General features: G+C 68.2%; 21 protein-coding genes. 7 read left to right on the top strand and 14 right to left on the bottom strand.

The genetic code is table 11. From position 1 onward, the window contains the following. Positions 1–29: 29 nt before the first annotated feature. Entirely contained in the window at positions 30–2,036 is a 2,007-nt protein-coding gene (locus tag DY023_RS11520) for a beta-galactosidase (protein WP_116242473.1), read from the bottom strand. A 194-nt stretch (positions 2,037–2,230) separates the two neighbouring features. Here DY023_RS11520 and DY023_RS11515 point away from each other — a divergent pair, with 194 nt between their 5' ends. Continuing rightward, positions 2,231–3,238: a LacI family DNA-binding transcriptional regulator gene (locus DY023_RS11515; RefSeq protein WP_116242472.1), complete on the top strand. Its 1,008-nt coding sequence runs from the start codon at positions 2,231–2,233 to the stop codon at positions 3,236–3,238. Between the two features lie 12 nt (positions 3,239–3,250). Here the strand turns inward: DY023_RS11515 and DY023_RS11510 are convergent, their stop codons facing one another. Beyond that, positions 3,251–4,867 (bottom strand): SulP family inorganic anion transporter, encoded by a 1,617-nt coding sequence (locus DY023_RS11510; protein ID WP_116242471.1) that lies wholly within the window; start codon positions 4,865–4,867, stop codon positions 3,251–3,253. After that, entirely contained in the window at positions 4,864–5,259 is a 396-nt protein-coding gene (locus DY023_RS11505) for an ArsR/SmtB family transcription factor (protein ID WP_116242470.1), read from the bottom strand. Before DY023_RS11505 ends, DY023_RS11510 begins: the two co-directional genes overlap by 4 nt. Positions 5,260–5,311: 52 nt before the next feature. On the opposite strand from DY023_RS11505, the gene DY023_RS11500 reads away from it, so the two are divergent. Next, positions 5,312–5,668 carry a zinc ribbon domain-containing protein YjdM gene (locus DY023_RS11500; RefSeq protein ID WP_116242469.1) on the top strand — a complete coding sequence of 119 codons (357 nt, stop codon included), beginning with the start codon at positions 5,312–5,314 and terminating at the stop codon, positions 5,666–5,668. 25 nt (positions 5,669–5,693) lie between these two features. On the opposite strand, the gene DY023_RS11495 is transcribed toward DY023_RS11500, so the two are convergent. After that, complete coding sequence (locus tag DY023_RS11495; protein ID WP_181905829.1) at positions 5,694–6,101, bottom strand: protease inhibitor I42 family protein; 408 nt, start codon at positions 6,099–6,101, stop codon at positions 5,694–5,696. 105 nt (positions 6,102–6,206) lie between these two features. On the opposite strand from DY023_RS11495, the gene DY023_RS11490 reads away from it, so the two are divergent. The 4 genes from DY023_RS11490 to DY023_RS11475 all read left to right on the top strand — a co-directional run bounded on the left by DY023_RS11490 (position 6,207) and on the right by DY023_RS11475 (position 10,460). Then, positions 6,207–8,717 (top strand): DEAD/DEAH box helicase, encoded by a 2,511-nt coding sequence (locus DY023_RS11490; protein WP_116242492.1) that lies wholly within the window; start codon positions 6,207–6,209, stop codon positions 8,715–8,717. Positions 8,718–8,778: 61 nt separating this feature from the next. Further along, the gene (locus DY023_RS11485) at positions 8,779–9,852 is read left to right on the top strand and encodes a M4 family metallopeptidase (RefSeq protein WP_116242491.1); all 1,074 of its coding nucleotides are present in this window, start codon (positions 8,779–8,781) and stop codon (positions 9,850–9,852) included. Beyond that, entirely contained in the window at positions 9,827–10,204 is a 378-nt protein-coding gene (locus DY023_RS11480; protein ID WP_181905828.1) for a protealysin inhibitor emfourin, read from the top strand. Before DY023_RS11485 ends, DY023_RS11480 begins: the two co-directional genes overlap by 26 nt. Before the next feature lie 4 nt (positions 10,205–10,208). Beyond that, positions 10,209–10,460 (top strand): hypothetical protein, encoded by a 252-nt coding sequence (locus DY023_RS11475; RefSeq protein WP_116242467.1) that lies wholly within the window; start codon positions 10,209–10,211, stop codon positions 10,458–10,460. 67 nt (positions 10,461–10,527) lie between these two features. Here DY023_RS11475 and DY023_RS11470 read toward each other — a convergent pair whose 3' ends face one another. The 8 genes from DY023_RS11470 to DY023_RS11440 all read right to left on the bottom strand — a co-directional run bounded on the left by DY023_RS11470 (position 10,528) and on the right by DY023_RS11440 (position 16,308). Further along, positions 10,528–11,025 (bottom strand): hypothetical protein, encoded by a 498-nt coding sequence (locus DY023_RS11470; protein ID WP_147303300.1) that lies wholly within the window; start codon positions 11,023–11,025, stop codon positions 10,528–10,530. 112 nt (positions 11,026–11,137) lie between these two features. Continuing rightward, a complete protein-coding gene (locus DY023_RS11465; protein WP_116242465.1) occupies positions 11,138–11,995 on the bottom strand; it encodes a hypothetical protein in 858 nt (285 codons plus the stop codon). After that, positions 11,971–12,315, bottom strand: coding sequence for a hypothetical protein (locus DY023_RS17825; protein ID WP_147303299.1), 345 nt, complete (start codon positions 12,313–12,315; stop codon positions 11,971–11,973). The genes DY023_RS11465 and DY023_RS17825 overlap by 25 nt, the downstream gene beginning before the upstream one ends. A 62-nt stretch (positions 12,316–12,377) precedes the next feature. After that, a complete protein-coding gene (locus DY023_RS11460) occupies positions 12,378–13,283 on the bottom strand; it encodes a hypothetical protein (RefSeq protein WP_116242464.1) in 906 nt (301 codons plus the stop codon). Positions 13,284–13,417: 134 nt separating this feature from the next. Continuing rightward, on the bottom strand, positions 13,418–13,951 hold the full coding sequence (locus DY023_RS11455; protein ID WP_116242463.1) for a hypothetical protein: 534 nt from the start codon (positions 13,949–13,951) through the stop codon (positions 13,418–13,420). Positions 13,952–14,085: 134 nt separating this feature from the next. Next, a complete protein-coding gene (locus DY023_RS11450; RefSeq protein ID WP_116242462.1) occupies positions 14,086–14,883 on the bottom strand; it encodes an alpha/beta fold hydrolase in 798 nt (265 codons plus the stop codon). A 58-nt stretch (positions 14,884–14,941) separates the two neighbouring features. Then, a complete protein-coding gene (locus DY023_RS11445; protein WP_116242461.1) occupies positions 14,942–15,922 on the bottom strand; it encodes an SRPBCC family protein in 981 nt (326 codons plus the stop codon). After that, positions 15,871–16,308, bottom strand: a complete 438-nt coding sequence (locus tag DY023_RS11440; RefSeq protein ID WP_116242460.1) for an ArsR/SmtB family transcription factor — start codon at positions 16,306–16,308, stop codon at positions 15,871–15,873. The genes DY023_RS11445 and DY023_RS11440 overlap by 52 nt, the downstream gene beginning before the upstream one ends. A gap of 257 nt (positions 16,309–16,565) precedes the next feature. Here DY023_RS11440 and DY023_RS18460 point away from each other — a divergent pair, with 257 nt between their 5' ends. Continuing rightward, positions 16,566–17,360, top strand: coding sequence for a TnsA-like heteromeric transposase endonuclease subunit (locus tag DY023_RS18460; protein WP_116242459.1), 795 nt, complete (start codon positions 16,566–16,568; stop codon positions 17,358–17,360). Positions 17,361–17,372: 12 nt separating this feature from the next. On the opposite strand, the gene DY023_RS11430 is transcribed toward DY023_RS18460, so the two are convergent. Continuing rightward, positions 17,373–18,620 (bottom strand): IS256 family transposase, encoded by a 1,248-nt coding sequence (locus tag DY023_RS11430; protein ID WP_116242458.1) that lies wholly within the window; start codon positions 18,618–18,620, stop codon positions 17,373–17,375. A gap of 687 nt (positions 18,621–19,307) precedes the next feature. Beyond that, positions 19,308–19,961, bottom strand: a complete 654-nt coding sequence (locus DY023_RS11425; protein ID WP_147303298.1) for a hypothetical protein — start codon at positions 19,959–19,961, stop codon at positions 19,308–19,310. Positions 19,962–19,984: the final 23 nt, after the last annotated feature.

Here is a 19,984-nt window from a genome sequence, read left to right as displayed (position 1 = left end):
TCACGACCGGGGGTGGGGTGGTGCGGGTGTCAGTCGGTACTGCGGATGACGGCGACGCCGCCGGGCGGCACAGTGGCCGTGCCGGCGATCTCCGCCCCGGTGAGCAGATCCGTTCCGTTCGCGACGAAGGATGCGTCGTCGTCGCCGTGGTTCACCGCGATCAGGTAGATCGCGTCGTCGCCGCGACGGGTCATGAGTTCCAGACCCTCGGGGCGGGATGCCGGGACGATGCCGGCATCCGCGTAGACGTCGCTGAACAACGCGGCCATGCCTGCGGCGTCCAGCCGGGTGCTGACGTACCAGCCGACGCCTTCGCCGTGGGTGTTGCGGGTGACGGCAGGCTCGCCCTCGCCGGGACCGCCGCCGTGGCTGGCGACGGTGACGGCGCCGCGCAGCACCAGGTCCTCCTGCCAGATGTCGGCGGTGAAGGTGCCCTGCCCCGGCCAGTCCACGGTGTGGCGGGCACCCTCGCGCAGCGGCAGGAACTCCTCGACCGACAGCCCGAGTGCATCACGCAGACCGGGGGCGAATCCGCCGACGTGGACCGCGTCGTTCTCGTCGACGATGCCCGAGAAGAACGACACCAGCAGCGTGCCGCCGCCTGCGACGTAGCGCTCGAGGTTCTCGGCATCCGCTGTGCTCAGCATGTACTGCGCGGGCGCGACGACGAGGCGATAGCCCGAGAGGTCCTGGCCGGGGAGGGCGAAGTCGACGGTGATGCCGTCGCGCCAGAGCTGCTCGTAGAAGTGCCGCACCTGCGCGGCGTGGGCGACGTCCTCGGACGGACGCCACTCCAGGTCCTGCGCCCAGAACGACTCGAAATCCCACAGCACGGCGACATCCGCCTGCACGACCGAGCCCTGCAGCTCGCCGATGCGCTGCAGGTCGGCGCCGAGGGCCACGACCTCGCGGAACACCCGCGACTCCCGTCCCGCGTGCGGCAGCATCGCGGAGTGGAACTTCTCGGCGCCCGAGCGGCCGGCGCGCCACTGGAAGAACAGGATGCCGTCGGCGCCGCGTCCCACATGGGTGAGTGAGTTGCGCTTCATCTCGCCCGGACGCTTGGCGATGTTGCGTGGCTGCCAGTTGACGGCCGAGGTGGAGTGCTCCATGAGGATCCACGGCTTGCCGCCGCCGACCGATCGGGTCAGGTCGGCTGCTATCGCCAGTCCGATGTGCGCGTCCTCGTCGGCTGCCCACAGGTAGTGGTCGTCCGATACGACATCGACCTCGCGCGCCCACGCCCACAGGTCTGTGGTCCAGCTCTGGTTCGCCATGAAGTTCGTGGTGATCGGCTGGTCGGCGTGCACGCGGATCGCATCGCGCTCCAACACGAAGCAGGCGCGAAGCTGGTGGTCGGTGAAGCGCGCGAAGTCGAGGCGCTGCGCGGGGTTCACCACGCTCGGCGCGATGGCGGGCGAGTCGATGTGCTCCCAGTCGGTGTAGTGCTGACCCCAGAAGGCGGTGCCCCAGGCACTGTTGAGCGCGTCGAGCGTTCCGTACCTGTCCTGCAGCCAGAGCCGGAATGCGGCGACGGATGCCGGCGAGTGGTCCTCGCCGACGGGCACGCCGTATTCGTTGTGCACGTGCCAGAGCACGACCGCCGGATGCGTCGCGTAGCGCGCCGCGAGGGTGTCGGCATAGCGCACGATCGCCTCGCGGTAGGCGGGCGAGGAATGCGAGGCCATGCCGCGCGAGCCGAAGCCCATCACGCGACCTTCACGATCGATGACGCGCGCCTCCGGGTGGTTCGCGAAGAACCAGGCCGGGGGTGACGCGGTGGGCGTGCCGAGGTCGACCGCGATGCCGTTCTCGTGCATCAGGTCGAGGAGTTCATCGAGCCAGGAGAAGTCGAACTCGCCCTCGGCGACCTCGATCAGCCCCCACGAGAAGATGCCGACGCTGACCAGGTTCACGCCCGCCTCGCGCATGAGGGCGGCGTCTTCGCGCCAGACCTCGCGAGGCCACTGTTCGGGGTTGTAGTCGCCTCCGTAGGCGATTCCCTGAAGTCTGGGCCAGGCGTGGGGCGAGGTCATGGGCGCTCCGTCGGGTCGGATGAACAATTGCTGGGACCGGTCTCAGCCTGCGGTTCGAACCGGCACTGGGACCGGTCTCAGTTGTAGCCGATCGGTTACCCGGACGCCACATCGATCCGAAGAACCGTTATCGAACTGTGACCGGTCCCAGCCTGCGCTTCGTGCACCCCCGCGGAAGTGAGTAGAGTCGGCCCGTGAGCGATCCGACGGCACGGCGAAAGCCGACGATCCGTGACATCGCCGAGCGTGCTGGAGTATCGCGCAGCACGGTCTCGCGCGTGATCAACGGCGGGCACTGGGTGTCCCCGGACGCCCGGGTCGCAGTGGAGAAGGCCATCGTCGACAGCGGGTACACGGCGAATCACCACGCCCGCAGTCTCGCCACCGGCCGCGCCGGCTCGATGGCGTTCCTGCTCACCGAGCCGCAGCAGCTGCTCTTCGACGACCCGACCTTCGCGCTGCTGCTGCGCGGCGCTGCGGAGGCCCTGGCGCAGCGCTCGATGACACTCGTGCTGCTGGTGGCAGGAACCACCGCCGAGCGCGAGAGCGTGGCGCACTTCATCCGCGCCGGCCATGTCGACGGCGTGATGCTCATCTCGTCGCACGAGTCGGAGCCGCTGCTGGACGAGCTCATCGACATCGGCATCCCGACCGTGTGCTGCGGGCTGCCACTCGGACACGAGAAGGACGTCTCAACGATCTCGGTCGACGAGGTGGGTTCTGCGCGCACCATGGCCGCGCATCTGCGGGATGCCGGGCACCGGCGCATCGGGATGATCACCGGACCCGACGACACCCCGGGCGGACGCTACCGCCTGGTCGGGTTCCGCGAGGAGCTCGGCGACGCGTTCGATCCTTCACTCGTCGAGGCGGGCGACTACTCCTTCGAATCAGGGCAGACCGCGATGGCCCGCCTGCTCGAGCGGGGGGTCGACGCCGTGTTCGCCGCGAACGACCGGATGGCCGCCGGAGCCGTCGCGGCAGCTCGACACGCGGGCGTTCGCGTACCCGAGGATGTCGCGGTCGCCGGCTTCGACGATTCGGGCCTCGCCGCGACGCACGAGCCGCCGCTGACGACCATCCGGCAGCCGTGGGATCAGATCAGCGCCCGGATGGTGAGCGCACTGCTCGACGTGATCGCCGGCGCACCGCCGCGGTCGGTCGTCCTCGACACCGAGCTCGTCGTGCGCGCGAGCGCGTAGTCCGGCGCTCGGTCAGGCCCCGGCGCGGGCGACGTGGCTGCGGGCGTGCGCGGCGGCTGCGCCGAGATCGTCGAAGAGGTGGTTCTGGTGCCGCAGAGATGACAGCACGCCGACCCGCTCCGCCACCCGCAGGTGCTGCGGCTGGATGCCCTTGACCAGCACCGTGATGCCGCGCCGTTCCAGCGACATGATCATGTCGGTGATGACCTGCGCTCCGGTGGCGTCGAGGATCTGCAATTGCGACATCCTGATCACGACGACCTCGATGTCGCGCAGGGTGCTGACCCTCTCGAGCATCCGTTCGGCGGCGCCGAAGAACAGTGCGCCCTCGAGCCGGAACACGGCGATGCGCTCGTCGCCGGGCTGCGCGGCACCGGGCAGCTCCTCGCGGTGCACACCGCTGGCCTTCGCGAGCTGGCGCAGCGCGAAGAAGCCGGCGGCGAGCAGCCCGATCAGCACGGCGTAGATGAGGTCGACGCTCACGGTCACGATCGCCGTGATGACGAAGACCACGGCATCCGACCGGGTCGAGCCCATCACGGCGCGCACCGTCGACGGCGCGATCATGCGGCACGAGGTGACCATCAGCACGCCGGCGAGCGCCGCGAGCGGGATGTGCGAGACGACGGATGCTCCGACGAGCACGATCAGGAGCAGCAGCAGCCCGTGCACGATGGCGGCCACGCGGGTACGAGCGCCGGCGCGGATGCTGACCGCGGTGCGAGCGATGGCGCCGGTTGCCGGCATGCCGCCGAAGAGCCCGGAAGCGATGGATGCCAGGCCCTGGCCGACCAGCTCGCGGTCGGCGTCGTACGCACCGGTGTCGGAGATGCTCGCCGCGACGCGTGCGGCGAGGAGTGACTCGATCGCGGCGAGCGCGGCGACGGCCAGCGCGGGGCCGAGCAGGGATCCCGCGTGCGAGAAGTCGGGCAGCGTCGGCGCCGGAAGCCCCGACGGCAGCTCGCCGATCGTGTCGACGGGCAGCCCGAGCAGGGCGGCGAGGAATCCGGTGACGACGATCGCCACCAGCGAGCCGGGGAACCTCGGTGCGACCCTCACGCCGATCAGCATGATCACGACGACGATCGCCACCAGCAGCAGCGACCAGCCGACCTTCGGCCAGCTCGCCGTCAGCAGCGACTGCACCGCCGCGACGGCGGCGTTCGTGCTCTCCCCGGGCTTCGTGCCGGTGGCGGTCGGCACCTGCTGCAGGAAGATGATCACCGCGATCCCGAGGGTGAACCCCTCGATCACCGGCCACGGGATGTAGCTGATCGTGCGGCCGAGGCGCAGCACCCCCGCGAGCAGCACCATGAGCCCCGCGAGCAGGCAGATGAGTGCGAGGGCGCCGGTTCCCTGCGACGCCATGATCGGCGCGAGCACCACCACCATCGCACCGGTGGGCCCCGAGACCTGCACGTTCGAGCCGCCGAAGATCGCGGCGACGATGCCCGCGATGATCGCCGTGACCAGTCCGCTCTCGGCTCCGGCGCCGGAACTGACGCCGAACGCGAGAGCGAGGGGAAGCGCGACGATGCCGACAGTGAGGCCTGCGAGCAGATCGCCGCGCCAGGTGCGCGGAACCGCGCGGTAGTCGGCCCTCGAGGGCAGCAGGCTCTTCGCGTTCATACCCGCGGGGTTCCGAGCACGGATGCCTGCACCGCCGCATCCGGGATCTCGGGCAGCTCCTCGGCGCCGGCGAACTCCTGCTGCGCGGTCTGCACGATCTCGCCGAGCAGCGCGCGGGCCACCCGCAGCAGGTCGGCGACCTGCGGATACGCGAGGCGGTAGTACACCAGGCTGCCGCGGCGCTCCGAGACGACGAGGCGGTTGCGGCGCAGCACGGCGAGGTGCTGCGAGACGTGCGAGGCCTCGAGGCCGGTGTCGTCGAGCAGTTCCGAGACGGACACCTCGGGGGCGGCCGAGAGCACCTCGAGGATGCGGATGCGGATCGGGTGGGCGAGGCCCTTGAACAGGCCGGCCTTCACCTCATAGAGCGGGCGAGTCGGATCGCTCAGCATCGGGCTTCCTTCCTGCGAAATGATGGATTCATCATATCGCTACACTGGAGGGATGGCCGATCAGCTCCCCCTGTGCCCCGAGTGCTCCAGCGACCTCGCCTACGAGATGGGCGCACTGCTCGTGTGCCCGATGTGCGGCCACGAGTGGTCGCCGTCCGAGGCGGCATCCGATGATGCGGCGCCCGCCGAGCGCGTCGTGAAGGACGCCGTCGGCAACGTGCTCGCCGACGGCGACACCGTCGTGGTGACCACGACCATCAAGGTGAAGGGCTCGCCTCAGGGCATCAAGGCCGGCACGAAGGTGCGCGGCATCCGCCTGATCGACCCTGTTAACGGCCACGACATCGACTGCAAGGTCGACGGCTTCGGCGCGATGCTGCTGAAGTCGAGCCTCGTGAAGAAGGCCTGACCCGCCGGCATCCGCGTGCGCCTCGTCAGCGCACCGCGACCTCGAAGGTCAGAGTCTGCTGATCGACCGGGTCCTCGGGGACCTCGCCGCGGAAGCGGTACTCGTAGGTCAGCGTGGTCTCACCTTTGCCCACGGCCGGGAACGTGACCTTCATGATCGAGCTCGACCCGGGCGACGTCTTCCCCGACGCCGGCTCGAACTCCTCGGTCGGCTCGCCGAGCACCTTCGGATCCGGCGCCTCGACGAGGAGCCAGCCGTCGCCGACGCCCGACCTCACCTCGCCGAGATCGACGACGAGTTCGCCGCCTACCGGCACGGTCGCGGTCGGATCGTCCGCATCCACCGTCACCTGCTGCGCGCCTGAGCACGCCGTCAGGCCGATCATCGCCACCACGAGCATCGTCGCGCCCGCGGCCCGCTGCCACTTCCGCATCATCGCCCCCTCGCCGCTCACACTACGGGAACCGACGCGTGAAAGGATCGAAGGGTGACTCTCGATCCGAAGACCGTGCGCGGCGCCGACCCGGATGCCGTGTACATGGCCTTCGTCGAATGGGCCGAAGGCACCGGTATCAGCCTCTACCCCGCCCAGGACGAGGCGGTCATCGAGATCGTCTCGGGCAACAACCTGATCCTCAGCACCCCGACCGGCACCGGCAAGTCGCTCGTCGCGATCGGCGCGCACTTCGCGGCCATGGCCGACGGCCGCCGCACCTACTACACGGCGCCGATCAAGGCCCTGGTCAGCGAGAAGTTCTTCGCCCTGGTCGACGTGTTCGGCGCCGAGAACGTCGGCATGGTCACCGGCGACTCGGCGGTGAACGCGGATGCTCCGATCGTGTGCTGCACCGCCGAGATCCTCGCCAACCTCGCGCTGCGCGAGGGGCCGGATGCCGACGTCGGCCAGGTCGTGATGGACGAGTTCCACTTCTACGGCGACCCCGACCGCGGCTGGGCCTGGCAGGTGCCGCTGCTCACGCTGCCGCAGGCCCAGTTCATCCTGATGTCGGCCACCCTCGGCGACGTGACGGCGCTCGCCGCAGACCTGACCCGCCGCACCGGTCGTGAGACCGCCGTCGTCACCGGTGTGGAGCGCCCGGTGCCGCTGCACTACTTCTACGAGGTCACGCCGATCCACGAGACGATCGACGACCTGCTGCACACCGACCGCTCGCCGATCTACATCGTGCACTTCTCGCAGGCTGCGGCCATGGAGCGGGCGCAGGCGCTCGCCAGCGCGAAGGTCGCCAGTCGCGAGCAGCGCGACGAGATCGCCGCCCTGATCGGCGACTTCCGTTTCACGACCGCGTTCGGCAAGACCCTGTCGCGGCTGCTGCGGATGGGTATCGGCGTGCACCACGCCGGGATGCTGCCGAAGTACCGGCGCCTCGTCGAGCAGCTCGCACAGCGCGGGATGCTGCGGGTCATCTGCGGCACCGACACCCTGGGCGTCGGCATCAACGTGCCGATCCGCACGGTGCTGCTCACCGCGCTGACGAAGTTCGACGGCACCCGGATGCGGCAGCTGAACGCCCGAGAGTTCCACCAGATCGCGGGGCGCGCGGGTCGTGCCGGGTTCGACACCGCCGGCACGGTCGTCGCACAGGCTCCCGAGCACGAGTCCGAGAACATCGCCGCGATCCGCAAGGCCGGGGACGACCCGAAGAAGAAGCGCAAGATCATCCGCAAGAAGGCGCCGGACGGCTTCGTGTCGTGGGGCGAGCCGTCCTTCAACAAGCTGATCGAGGCCGAGCCCGAGACGCTGACCTCGCACATGCAGATCACGAGCGCGATGATGCTGAACGTGATCGGCCGCGGCGGCGACGTCTTCGCGAATATGCGCGCGCTGGTATACGACAATCACGAGCCGCGGGCGAAGCAGCGGATGCTGGCCCTGCGGGCCCTCGGGATCTACCGGACGCTGCTGGAATCGAGGGTCGTCGAAAGGGTGCCGTCCACGGATGCTGAGCGAGGAGCGCAGCGACGAGACGAAGTGCGCCTGACCGTCGACCTGCAGCCGAACTTCGCACTGAACCAGCCGCTGTCGCCGTTCGCCCTGGCCGCGTTCGAGCTGCTGGATCCCGACCCTTCACTTCGTCTCGCTGACGCTCGCTCAGTACAAGCGGCAGGCTCAGGGACCGGCCAATTCGCGCTCGACATGATCTCGATCGTGGAATCCACGCTCGACGATCCCCGCGCGATCCTGTCCCAGCAGGAGTTCATCGCCCGCGGCGAGGCGGTCGCCGCGATGAAGGCCGAGGGCATCGAGTACGACGAGCGGATGGAGCTGCTCGAGCAGATCACGTATCCGAAGCCGCTCGAGGAGCTGCTGTCCGCCGCGTTCGACACGTTCAGCGCCGCGCAGCCCTGGATCAGGGACTTCGCGCTGCATCCGAAGTCCGTCGTGCGGGACATGTACGAGCGGGCCATGTCGTTCGGGGAATACGTCGCCTTCTACAAGGTCGCGCGCTCCGAGGGCGTCGTGCTGCGGTACCTCTCCGACGCGTATCGCGCCGCCTCGCAGACCATTCCCGAGCACCTCAAGACCGAAGAGCTGCGTGACCTCATCGAATGGCTCGGCGAACTGGTGCGCCAGGTCGACTCCAGCCTGCTCGACGAGTGGGAGGAGCTCGTCTCCGGGCATCCGGTCGACCACGAGGACGGGCCGGTCGTGCCGCCGGCGCCGAAGCGTCTCACCACCAACAAGCGGGCGTTCCGCATCCTGGTGCGCAACGAGCTGTTCCGCCGGGTGCAGCTCGCCGCCCGCGAGGATCTCGAGACCCTCGCCGAGCTCGACCCCTCGTTCGACGGGTGGGAGGCGGCGCTGGACGGCTACTTCGCCGAGCACGACGAGATCCTCACCGGCGCGGATGCCCGCAGCTCAGCGCTGTTGATGATCGAAGAGGGTGCGACGTCGTGGAGCATCCGTCAGATCCTCGACGACCCCGAGGGCGATCACGACTGGGGCATCTCCGCCACCGTCGACCTCGCCGAGTCCGACGAGGCCGGCGAGGCGGTCATCACCGTCACCGCGGTGAACCGGCTCTGACCGGATGTCCGGCCCCGCGCGTATCGTCGGGGGCAGGCGAGGTGATGAGACGATGATGAAGATGACGAAGACGTTCCACGGGCCGGTCCACCAGGGCATCGTGCCCGCCTACCTGCTGGCCAAGCTGGCGCAGTCCGAGCGGTACACCACGGCGGCGGATGCCGCGCGGCAGACCCTGATCGCGGGACGGCCGCCGTTCCGCTCGCGGCTGGAGTTCTCGGTCGACGAGTCAGGCGAACTGGTCGCCGAGGTGACCGCCGCTCCCGATCGCACGATCTCGGACGCGCAGGGCACCGAGAACCTGCCCGGCACGGTGGTGCGGCGCGAAGACGACCCGCCCGTGGCCGATGAGACGGTGAACCAGGCCTTCGACGGCCTCGGTGCCACGTTCGACATGCTGCTCGAGGCATTCGAGCGCAACTCGCTCGACGGTGCCGGCGCTGGCCTGAACGCCACCGTGCACTACGGCCAGATGTATGACAACGCCTTCTGGGACGGCGCCCGCATGGTGTTCGGCGACGGCGACGGCGAGGTGTTCCGGGGGTTCACCGGTTCGATCTCGGTGATCGGCCACGAGCTGGGGCACGGCGTCATCCAGAGCGCCTCCGGTTTGGAGTACCAGGGCCAGCCCGGCGCCCTGAATGAATCGCTCGCCGACGTGTTCGGCGCTCTCACCGAGCAGCACCTGCTCGGACAGACCGCTGATCAGGCGAGCTGGCTGGTCGGCGAGGGCATCTTCACCGACGCGGTCCAGGGGCGAGCGCTGCGCGACATGCTGAACCCTGGAACGGCGTATGACGATGACGAGCTCGGCAAGGACCCGCAGCCCGCGCACATGCGCGACTTCGTCACCACCGTCGAGGACAACGGCGGCGTGCACATCAACTCCGGCATCCCGAACCGCGCGTTCGCCCTCACGGCGACCGCGCTCGGCGGCCACGCGTGGGAAGAGGCGGGCACCGTCTGGTACCGCGCGCTCACCGGCGGCTTGTCCACGACGGCCACGTTCACGCAGTTCGCCGACGCGACACTGGTTGCGGCGCGCGAACTCGGCGATAACGTGGAAGAGGCGGTCCGCAACGGATGGATCGCCGTCGGAGTGATCGAGGATGCCACGAGTCGAACCACCGGATGACGCGTCAGCCGGCGTGCTCGCGGTGCTCGTCGTGCGCACCGGCGGCATCGCCGGCATCCGTCGCCGGTGGCGGGTCGACCCCGCCCCCGAGGAGGAGCAGCACTGGGTCGAACTGATCGAGAGCTGCCCGTGGGACGAGCCCGAGCCGGAGTCCCCGCTCGGCGCCGACCGGTTCACCTGGCTGATCCAGGCGACGACCCGGCATGACGAGCGACACCGCGAGATCCCCGAGTCGGGGCTTGTCGGCGCCTGGCGCGACCTGGTCGACGCGGTGCGGGATGCTCCGCATGAGACGCCCGGCGACGACGATCCGACGGGCCGGCCCGACCACCCGACGAGCGAGGGACAATAGCCGCATGGGTCTTTTCCAGCAGCGCCCCGACGACGAGCAGAAGCAGTGGGCAGGGCTGCCGTCCGAACCGCTCGACACGCAGAGCGCGGCCGAGCAGCTCGACACCCCGCCCACGGCGTCCGACCTCTTCGGCGTCGCCGGCGGCCCCCTCTACACGACGGTCGTGTTCCCCGTCGCCCCGCCCGCCCCCGAGGCGGCGGACGTCGCCGCGAACGGCGACGGGAACGGCGAAGGCGACGGCGACGGCGACGAATAAGGGGACGCGCCATTAGGCCCGATAAGCGGCGGTCCGGTGCCAACGCTCTGGTTTCGGCGATCGCCGGTCAGAAGCCGCCTCGTGATGACTGGCCGTCGGGAAGATGGAAGCAGGGCGAGTAGGAGTCGAGGTCGATCGCGGAGCGCTCTGCGTCGCCGGTGGTCAAGTATCCGTCGCCGCCTGGGCCGTCGATGATCGCCTGCGGATCGCCATGCGCTGATTCTTCGCGTTGAGCTGTCCAGCCCTCCCGCTCGGCGTAAGCATTGTAGATACCGTCGATGACTTCCGTGACGTCGACGTTCGGCTTCAGAGTGACGACCGTGCCCCCGGCCCACGTATAGTTGCGATCGCCCTCGCAGCTGAGCAGTGAGCCGGTTGCCTGCTGATCTACCGACACGACGAGTTCGACCGGAATGTGCCCGACGATCTCCAGCTCACCTGCCTGGGCCACGGCCTTGGCTTCTTCAACGGTCAAGGTATCCTCCGGTGGTGTCTGAGTGCAGCCCGCCAGCCCAAAAACCATGAGTGTTGCCAGCAACGTTGCACGGACACTTTGCGCTGTCATCGAAGCTCCTTCAGAACACTTTCGCGGGCGCGACGGTTCTCGGGTTTGTTGGTGGCGATGAGGTTGTGGTTGTCCATGGCTGTGGTTGACGCGGGGATGGTGGGAGCGGGGTTCATGGTGGGCATTCCCGTGTACGGATTTGTCCCGGAGTAGAGGGGGAGGTCGAAGTCGCCGTCGCGCTTGTAGATCGTGGAGTCGAACGCGGGACTGGTGTCGGGGTTGCGTCCGCCCCAGACGAGGCCGAGGTCTTGGCCCATGCCGAGGACGTCGGTGTACGAGGCGGCAGGCCCGCGAGTCCACCGAGTAGCATCGGGCCCGCGACGATCAGCGCGTGCTGTTGGTCACGGGTCAGTGAAGCCCATATCTGTGCGACCAGGTTCGGGTCATCCACCGCGGCGAGGGCTTCCGCGGTCACCGATGACGTGTCGCCTGCCCAGGCATCGACCATCGCGGACACTCCTCGCGGGCTCACATGCCAGTCGTCTGAGAGCGTCGCGAACAGTTGCACCTGGCGCAGCCGGGCCTCGGTCGCGGCGTCCAGGTTCTCCCGTTCCTGCGCAAGCCGGCGGTAGGCGTCACGGGCCGCCGTGAACTCATCGATCGCGCCCTGCCACGCGCCGGTGTCGATCCATGTCGGCTCGGTGGTCCCACCGCTCGGGACCGACAGTCCAACGGCGCGAACCTCGTCCCAGCCCAGCGACCAGCTCAGCAGCGCCTCCTGCACCGGGCCGAGAGCCTCCGCACGCCGAGTCCAGATCGCCGCCCACGCGTTATCGCAGTCATCGCGCACGAGCCTTGCCCGCCGCGTCAGATCCTCCACCCCGTTCGCGTAGTCCGCCACGATCTGCGCGACCTGGTCATCCGCGTCACTCAACTCGGTGAACTTGCCGTGGAGAGACACGATCCCTGGACGCACGGCATCCACGCTGACCGCGATCGTGCCCGTCAAAGCGTTCGACGCGGCATGCATGTCTGCGGTGTCGTCACGTGCCGTCTGCGCGCGAACGCGGAACAGGTTCGCGATGTCGCGGATCGCGTCCGCGCTTCCTGCCCCCGGATCTTCGAACCGATCGACGCCAGACGGGTCGCGACCGAAGATGACGCATGCCCCAACGACGACGCCACCTCCGACGCCATCCCATCCAGTAGCCCGAGCACCGCATCAACGGGGGATGAGCCGGTCACCGCGACGCTCACACAGCCGCCCACTGCGCCACGATCCCCCGGCGCCCGCAGGTGAACCAGCGCGGACTGCACCGCGGCATCGCTCAACAGCACCTGGTCAGACATCCGCCCAGCCTACAAGCGCAAATTGCGCGGCAGTTGCCCTGCTCAGCTGCGACTCGAAGGATTTAGTGGCGCGTCCCGTAACCGCGCTGCCGCCGCAGGATCGCGGCGGGTGCCGCGCCGACGATGCCGATCGCGGCGGCGACGACCACCGGCAGCCACCCGATGGCGAGCGCGGCGGGGAACACCTGCATGCCGGCGGCGGCCATCTCGCTGAGATCGCCCGCCAGCACCCGTGATCCCAGCGCGTACTGGACGGCGGTGAACGCGGCGGGCACGATCCACAGCGCGCTCAGGCCGAGCAGCCAGACGACGAGGCGGGTCGCCGGCATCACTCCGCACCAGGCGAGGGCGAGACCGACGACGACGGCGGGCAGCCAGCGCAGCGACAGCAGCACGCCCTGCGGAATACCCATCGGCCCCGAGAGCAGCTGTGCCCACATCCCGATCCATGCCGCGAACGGCACCGCGGCGAGCGCGATACCCAGTGCGGCCGGTCCGCTCGACGCACGGGAGATGAGCCAGTAGCCGACCTGCGCGAAGCCGACGGCGATGATCGCTCCGGCGAGCAGCCCGCCCAGATACCACCAGGCCCGCGTGTCGTCGAGGTCGAGACCGCGCGCGTCGGCGATGAAGCTCTGCGTCACGACGACGACGTGCCCGATCAGCACGCCGAGCGCGATCGGCCAGGCGGCCCAGGTGCGGGCGAGGACGTGGCGCGCGATTCCCGCGAAGACGCCGCCCATGACGATCAGCACGAACATGCTCGTCGCGTAGTACTGACTCACCGGCAGCAGTGAGAACGGCATCTGGAACCGCTGCACGTCGGTGCGCCACAGGTTCTGCACCGGAAGGATGCCGCCCCCGGCGATCCAGGGCGCGATGCCCCCGGCGACCGCCACCACGCCGAGCGCCGTGCCCGCGAGCGCGTTGCTCTGCTGCGGGGCGTGCGCCGGGGCATGGACACTCATGCTGTCAAAGGTGTCATGCCTGGCTGGGACGGTGCTGGGTCGCACCTCCCTGACCCAGGCGTTCGGGTAGCAGTCGGTCCCGCTCTCCGCGGCTCAGAGCGTGATCGACTGCGACCTGAGCGGATGGTGCGGGCTCAGCGCGGATCCCCCGGTGCGGGCCACCGCCCGGTGCGCTCCTTGAACCGGATCGCCGCGAGCGTCCGCGACATGTCGTACACCGCGGGGTTCACGCGCAGCCGCGTGCCGTCGGCGGTGCGCACCAGCAGCCGCGAACGCCATCCGTTCTCCGCCACCTCGTACGCACTGATGTCGCGGTACGCGATCGTCCCCTCGCGGCCCAGGAAGGTGCGGAAGCGTACGCGATCGGCATCCGGTTGCACGTACCGGTTGCGATGCATGAGCAGCACGAGCAGTCCCAGCACGAGGGCGACGACCGAGCCGATACGCATCGGCACCGGGTCGGTGCCCGGCCGAGCCGAGAACCCGGCGAGGCCCATGCCCAGCCCTGCGATCAGCAGCAGCCATCCGATGAGGGGCACGACCAGCGGCATCCGCTGCTGCTTCGGGCCGGTGGGCTGCGGTGCGGGCTTGCGGAACAGCCGCACGACCATGCCGATCACCAGCGCCACGACGAGCGCGATCAGCAGAAACTTGACGACGATGCCCACGTGCCGACGCTACCAGCGCGGGACCTGCGTACCGTTCCCGCGGAAGTGGGCGCCTGCCGCGGACGGAGGTCGTGAATCCTCCCGCGGGAAGCGCACATGCCCGCGCCAAGCGCACGGCCCGCGCCGCGCCGGTGTCAGCGTCCGGCGGTGAGGAACTCGGTGGCGGCATCGCGGAACCCGCGGGATGCCGGGGTGTTGAAGTGGTGCCGCCCCGGAACCTCGACCAGCCGGCCCTGCGGCGTCACGTCGGCGAGACGCCGCGAGCCGTCCAGGATGGTGTCCTCGGTGCCGGTGACGAACAGCACCGGCACCTGCGGCGCGTTCTCGGGGTGCGCGATGATCGCGTCGTTGCGCATGCCGCGGGCCAGGGCGAGCAGGGCGCGCAGGTCGTTGCCCGGCACGCGCTCGGTCAGCTGGATGTAGCTCTGCGTGACCGGGTCGCTGATCGGGGCGCCCTCGTCGAGGTGCGCCTGCACCTCTTCCAGCACGATGCGGTCGAGGGCGGTGCCATCGGGCACGCCGCCGAGCACGGCCCGTTCGATGCGATCTTCGAGGTCGATCATGACCTGCCATCCGACGCGGCCGCCCAGCGAGTACCCGAGGTACGACGCGGTGTCGACGAGGTAGGTGTCGAGCACGGTCTCGACGTCGGTCGCGAGGGTGCTCAGGCTGTACGCGCTCGCCTCATGGGGCTTCTCGCTGCGGCCGTGCCCGCGCTGGTCGACGCCGATCACGCGCAGGCCGGATGCCGCCAGCCGGCGCTCCAGCCCGGTGAGCACCCAGTTGTCGTGCGTGTTGGATGCGAACCCGTGGACCATGACCACCACCGGTGCGTCGAGGTCGCCCCAGGTGTACGTCGCCAGGCTGGTGCCGTCTGCCGCGTACACGCGCTGGGGATCGGGCATCTGCAGTTGGGAGAGCGGAAGGGCCATGACATCATTCTGCTCCCGTCCCGGATCGACCAGGACGGGAGCAGAAGAAGGACGGATGCTACGGCACGAGCACCGCGCGCTCGAGGCGCTCGTACGACGACTCCATGCCGTCGACCATGCCCGTCGCGAGCACCATGTCGCGCGTCTCCTTGTCGGGATACTCGATCAGCATCGTGATGAGCGTGGCCCCGTCCTCCTCGTAGAGGTTGAGGTCGTTGACGGTGTCGGGGCCGTCGGTGCCGACCATCCGCTCGGTGGTGACCGCGCGACGCGGGGCGTCGATGAGCAGCACCTCCCCCTCGAAGCCGAACGGCTCGCCCTCGGTGTCTCCGACCGGCGCCCACGAGGTGAGGTGGCGCTGGCCGACGGTGTCGGCGGGGATCGCCTCGGTCATCTCCCACCCGTCGGGTCCGAGCATCCACTGCTTGGTGAGCTCGGGCTCCATGTGCGCGCGCCAGACGAGTTCGCGCGGTCCGTTCACCAGTCGGGTGATGCGGATGTGGGTGTCGTCGAGCATCTCCAGGCGGGTGCCCTTGCCCTGGGCGTACTCGCGCAGATCCTGCAGCACGGCGTCGAGCTGGCCCATGGCCTGGCGGGTGCCCTCGATGACGCCCATCTCGACGACCTGCTGCAGCGCCTCGACCGAGTCGAAGTGGCTGACGCAGACCATGCGGGTGCCGCCGTCGGTCTCGCTGAAGTCGTAGGTCATGCGCATCGCGGGGAAGCCTTCGAGCGGTTCGCCGGAGTCATCGACGAACGAGTCGAGCGCCTCGAAGCGGTGCGGCGCCTCGATCTTCAGGAACTCCCAGCGACCCGACGACTTCTCTCCGTGGGGGCTGGTCATGTGGTACTGCGCGAAGCCGCCCGGCCGGTGGTCGAAGCTGGTGAACGTGGCCGGCCAGCCCGGAGGGCCCCAGAAGCGCTCGAGCTGGCGGGGGTTCGAGTACGCGTCCCAGACGCGATCGACGGATGCCGCGAACTCCGCGGTCACGGTGAGGGTGAGGGCCTCGGGGTCGTTGGTGATGTCGATGACGGGCATTGTCCTTCTCCTTGTTCCGGTCGTGCGTTCTGAGGTCGTGCGGGGTCGGATGCCGGCTCTGCCAGCAGGTCGTCGAGACGGGCGATGCGCGAGCGCCAGAGTTCCTCGTAGCGGGCGAGCAGCGCCTTGGCGCGGGCGATCATGTCGGGGTTCGCGCGGACCAGGCGCTCGCGTCCCTCGGCGCGCTTGACGACCAGCCGTGCCTCTTCGAGGACGGCGACGTGCTTCTGGACCGCGGCGAACGACATGTCGTAGTCGCGGGCCAACTCGGAGACGGACTGCTCGCGATCGATCGTCCGGCGCAGGATGTCGCGCCGGGTCGACGTCGCCAGTGCGTGGAACACACGGTCGATCTCCGTCTCGCTCAGTTCAGTTTGTGCAACCATTTGGTTGTACGTTATGACGAGCGGATGCCGGTGTCAAGACCCTTCTTGTCGAGAACGCGTTGCGGTGACACAAACTGCCTTTGGGTGACACAGGGCTGGGATGGAGTGACACCGTGTGTCACGAAACGCCGTTGCCTTGCAGAAGTTGCGCCTCTCGCGGGAGGAACATCAGCGGCAGATACAGGAGCGATGGGGCTCCGTTCGCCCCCTCGTCTTCGCATCATCCGAACGCGGATACACGTGCGAGAGGGGCTGCGATGCGGCCAGTAGACGAGGCAAAGCCGATCAACGCCCGACGGCGCACGGCATCCACTGAAGTTCACTGGATCCCTCGCACGGACAGCGGTCGCACGACGGCTGGACACCACGAGTGGGCAGTCGTCGATCGGGCGCTCGGCGACAGGGACTGGGCAGAGATCGACCCAATGAGGGTTCGCAAGTCGAGGGGCGTCCGCCATCGGTTCACCCCTGCCATGTACTACTGGCAGCGCACTGGGTCCCACGTGTGGTGCGAGTCTCAGTTGGAGCGCTGGGAAGTCCTATGGCTGGACTACAGCGGGCAAGTGGAGCGGTTGTGGTCGCAGCCGCTGGCTCTCACCTTCAGGCACGGAACGAGACTTTCCGGGGACTCGCACATCCCTGACCTCCTGGCCATATTCACTGACGGAAGCTTCGGGCTTTTCGATGTGCGTCCCGCAGAGCGCATTGATGAACATGCACGAGTCCAGTTCGATGAAACGGCGACGATCTGCGGCGCACTCGGCTGGCGATACAAGGTGCTCACGGGCCACGACAACCGCGCGACAGCCAACCTCGACTGTCTGTCGGCGTCGCGCCATGATCGTTGCCGACCCGCACCGGCGACAGAGTCCCGGATCCTCGAACTCGCCGCCGGCGGCCGTCCCCGCGGGGAGCTATGCCGAATCATCGCGCCAGACTGCCCACCTCTCGCGTGCGCATGGGTCGACAACATGGCGTGGCGACGCTTGCTCAATCTGGACCTGGCTGCGGTCTTCAGGTCAAGTCCCTGGGCGTGGTGTAGCGGTCGGTGATCCTTCTGGTTGTTAGGCGCTGAGTTCGAGGACGGTGTCGGTGTTCACCTCCGATCCGGTGTCTGTGACGAGGGTGAGTCGGCTTTTGGCGAGGATGTCGAGTCCGAGGTAGCGGCGTCCTTCGGCCCATTCATCGGTCTGCTCTGCGAGGACGGCACCGACGAGGCGGATGATCGCGTCGCGGTTGGGGAAGATGCCGACGGAGTCGGTGCGGCGTCGGATTTCGCGGTTCAATCGCTCGTTGGGGTTGTTGGACCAGATCTGCTGCCAGAGCCCTTCGGGGAACCCGGTGAACGCGAGGATGTCTGCCCGGGCTGCGTCGAGGTGGTCGTGCGCGTCGGGGAGCTTTCCGTCGACGTAGTCCAGGAGCCGGTCGAACTGGGCGTTTACTGCCTTCGCGTCGGGCTGGTCATAGACCGAGTGCAGCATCGCTTTGACCGCAGGCCACATGCTCTTCGGTGTCACAGACATCAGGTTCGCGGCGTAGTGGGTGCGGCAACGCTGCCAGACCGCGCCGGGCAGGTTCGCCGTGATCGCCTCGACCAGCCCCTGGTGGGCGTCGGAGGTGACCAGGCGGACGCCGCTAAGCCCGCGGGCGACGAGGTCGGCGAAGAAGCTGTTCCACGCAGCCCCGGTCTCACTCGTCGCGACACGAAGTCCGAGCACTTCCCGGCGGCCGTCGGCGTTGACGCCGGTCGCGACCAGCACCACGGCGTTGATGACCCTGCCACCTTCGCGGACCTTCATCGTGAGAGCGTCGGCGGCGACGAACGTGAACGGGCCCGCATCGCCCAGCGGGCGGTGGCGGAACTGGTCGACGTGCTCGTCGAGCTCGGCGGCCATCCGCGACACTTGAGATTTGGACAGCGAGTGGATCCCGAGCTGCTTGACGAGCTTGTCCATCCGGCGGGTCGAGACCCCGGCGAGATAGCAGTCTGCGATCACCGTGATCAGCGCCGTCTCGGCGCGCTTGCGGCGCTCCATCAGCCAATCGGGGAAGTACGTTCCCTGACGCAGCTTCGGGATCGCGACGTCGATGGTCCCCACCCGGGTATCGAGGTCGCGATGGCGGTAGCCGTTGCGCTGCGCGATGCGGTCAGGGCTCGGCTTGCCCCATTCCGCGCCCGCGACGGCGTCCGCGTCGGCGGACAGGAGCGCGTTGATCGTAGTTTGCAGCAGGCTGCGCATCAGATCCGGCGACGCGTCGGTCAGGGCTTCGCCGAGCAGGCCGGCAGGGTCGACAATATGAAGTGCGGTCATCGTGATGATGCCTTTCGAGTGGAGGTAAGAGACTTCTCGAAGGATCACACGGTGACCGCGCTTACGTCGGGAGCGACGAGCCGGCCACCGCGGGCTACACCACGTTACGGGGCACTACTCTCACCTGAGCACGATCGCACCGGAGTACGTCCTACAGCAGTGCAAGTCGAAGTTCGGTTCGCTTTCGTTTTACGCCGCACCGTCGGACGACGTCAGCGAGTACAACGAAGAATTCAACGAGGCGATCCGCGCTGCCGAATGGGAGAGCATCGAGACCTGCGAAGTGTGTGGCTCAGCTGGCGCTCAGTACGTGATCAACTTGTGGGTGTCGACCCTCTGCGACCGGCATCACGATGCCAGGACCACCGAGAAGTATCGAGACGCTGAGTCCGCGTGAGAAGCGTGGCACATCCCCGCGGTCTCGCCGTATCGTGGCGTATCCGACTTCGCGGCTTTTCCAGGCTTCACAAGGAGTATTCGACGGGCGAGATCACGAGATGGGCGCGGCCCAGAACGTCGGACCCTAGGACACCGGTGCGCCAGTTGCGGCTCCCCGATGTCGACGACTCGAACAGGTTCGGATCCGCTCCCCAGCCGAAAAGCCACCTTGATTCTTCATCACTCCACGGGAACAGGACATCGCCGTCAGGGCCAGACGAGTCTCGAACAAGAGGTCCCTGCGTCACTTCAACGGCCAGACGGGAACCGGAACAGTCCGCCCGTAAGCCGATCCATCTCCTCGTCGATCTTCTTTACGATGGAATTCGGGTCCCTCGCCCCTGCTTCGAAGGCAACGTCAAGGGCGCCCGCTATCGCCAAACTCCGTACGGCGCATACGACGAACGCGAAGAGCAGAGATCGGGTCGGAGTCAGCACTCTGAGGTACGGCAGCGCCTCCGGGTCGATCTCCACCTCGACGCCATCCGCCTTGTACTGCTCCAGCTGGCGCGCGACCTTGAGTTGTTCATCCGCAATCCTGTAGATCGCCGTGCGCGTGGAGTCATCGGTGAGGCCCACCATCGTCTTCACCTGGTCCACCTCGATGCTGAAAAGTAGTTCGTGCGCACTCTTGTTTCGCAGCCGGTTGAAGCTCTTCAATGCGCGAGCGAGCGAGACGTCGGCGGCGCCGGTCGCCTCGGCCAACGCGAGTTTGTGTTCGAACCGCGCGTTCGCCCAGTCAATTGCGTCGGGGCGTTCCAGTTTGGATCGCGCTGCGTACTCAAGGACGGCCTCGACCCACAAGTGCCCCCGGAGCAACACCCCCATGTCGTCGGCGTCCCGGAGCGCGTCCACCAGATCAGCGAAATGAACGTTCTTCAGGTCAGCGTTCCTAATACCCATGTGTCGAACATAGAGTGCAACGA

This window comes from Microbacterium bovistercoris (assembly GCF_003387575.1).
GTDB lineage: Bacteria > Actinomycetota > Actinomycetes > Actinomycetales > Microbacteriaceae > Microbacterium > Microbacterium bovistercoris.
The sequence above is the reverse complement of the archived record's forward strand: the minus strand, read 5'-3'. Positions and strand labels throughout refer to the sequence as shown.